2 protein-coding genes are annotated in these 1,914 nt (G+C 42.3%); both read right to left on the bottom strand.

Features of this window, described 5'->3' with window-relative positions:
* Positions 1–101: 101 nt before the first annotated feature.
* Entirely contained in the window at positions 102–299 is a 198-nt protein-coding gene (locus BUA56_RS22880; RefSeq protein WP_139249529.1) for a hypothetical protein, read from the bottom strand.
* Positions 300–1,781, bottom strand: coding sequence for a phage portal protein (locus BUA56_RS22440; RefSeq protein WP_242946863.1), 1,482 nt, complete (start codon positions 1,779–1,781; stop codon positions 300–302).
* Positions 1,782–1,914: the final 133 nt, after the last annotated feature.

Genomic DNA, 1,914 nt, shown 5'->3' with positions numbered 1-1,914 from the left:
TCATTGCTTCTTCCTTTCCAGAACATACACTTTTTTAACACGGTGCGCTCCGCATAGTTCCTATCCTCTTACGCTCGGACATGCAAAAATATAAAACAACGTTAACGAAATACTACTCCACTACTAGTTGTTCTTTCACTTAAATCTGTGTGTCTTTTACCGGATTCAAAATTATGCTCACCGGTTTCTGTATCAAAGGTGTTAATTCCTCCACACTTTCGGCATTTTATTCGGCCCCTTCCTGAAAACTCCCCAAGAAGCAGGCTGCAACCTTTCCCCTTGCATCGAACTTCAATCATCTACTCACCACCTTTCGGCGGATTTTCAGACTGAGTCTTCGAAAGTTCTAACGATTGTGCAGCCTTTCTTTCCTCTTCTTCCTGCATTCCCTGCGCTGTCTTGTAGAGTGCGTCCAGATACGGCTTTGATTGTACATAAACCTTTTCGGGATCGCCCCATAGGTCACAGGTTTTAATGGCAATCTTTGGATGTATGCCTTTTTCCAATAGATAAATAAGGGCCTGCGCCTTAACCAACATATTGTCTGTCTTGTTCCGGGTAATCTTCACATCGATATCGCTAATTTTCAAGCCTGAACTGATAAGCTGTTTCGTCCTGAGGATCATCAGCACATTTTTCAGCGCCTCTTTCTCCGATTTGATAATGACCGGCTCATCAATCTTTGCTCTCTGCTCCGCAAAATCCCAACCATTCCGTAGATATACTGCCTGTCCGGTATCTCCGCCGGTATTTTGTTCACGATTTGGCATACCTTCGATAATAAGTATATTTTTATACAGATCATCCTTAGCAACCTGCGTCTGCTCCTGATTCAGCTCATTAGAAATCATATCCACATCAGCCTGTACGCCCTGCTGGGATTTAATCTTAATTGCACCCAACTGGCACATACGAAGGAAATCATCTTCATTAATCTCGCAATTTACGAATTTCATGAAGGCCTGCACAAATTGTTCGATACCATCCATGCGGTTTGATTGGGTCTTATTAATAACATCCAACATGGTTATGACTATCTCTATGTCAGATAGTCTCCGTACATTGTTTGGAAATTCCACCAGCATAATCCGGCCATAGCCGTTTGGTGCGGATTTTTCTGGAATCAGTTTGCCGTTTTTTACATAATAGACTTGTTTTGGCGTGGTGCAGTAATAAGCGTTCTCATTGCTTTCATCTTTCACCTGGGACACTGACATAAGTGGCCTGCTGCCAAATCCTGAAGAGTATACCACGAAATTATTTCTAGGATCCGGAACGTCGATTCCCACAGGGCACTCCCCAAGACTTCTATCCGCTAATAGATTGCTCCAATTATACCGGTAAGCCGTACCGACGTTACTCTGCCACTCACCAATCTGAATATCATAGTAAGACTTATCAATAGACGCCATCATTTTATTGAGTTTATCAATCTCCCGTGTCTTATCATCGTCTTTATCGACACTCACATATTGAATGGGTTCCCCAAAGCTCTGTGCCATCATAAACCGCACAATCTCCAGCGCGTGATTTTCTACCACATTATTCTTTATCTCTGGCCGGACCTGCTTTTCCCTGTAAAGAATCGGCTGGTCTCCATTCATGTAATGATAGAGGTAATCAATTTCCCGGCGATTCTGCCAGTGAATGGCTAAAGCCTTTCCAAGTTCCTGAACTACATTAGATGCATTGATTTCTTTCACCGAAGATTTTATGACCTTCCTGCCAAACACTCCATGACATACATCCACAAAGGATTCTCTGTTTTTATGATATATCACCCTGGTTTCACCGCCTTTCCGCATAAAAATAAGCACCGGGGTTGGATTCCGGTGCCTTACATACTTTTCACTAATAGCATAATAACATTTTATAAATGTGAATTGGGTGAAACTTTCCTCAACATAGAGTAAA

It is taken from the genome of Lactonifactor longoviformis DSM 17459 (genome assembly GCF_900129135.1).
Classification (GTDB): Bacteria; Bacillota; Clostridia; order Lachnospirales; family Lachnospiraceae; genus Lactonifactor; species Lactonifactor longoviformis.
This window is presented reverse-complemented; position numbering and strand designations above follow the sequence as displayed.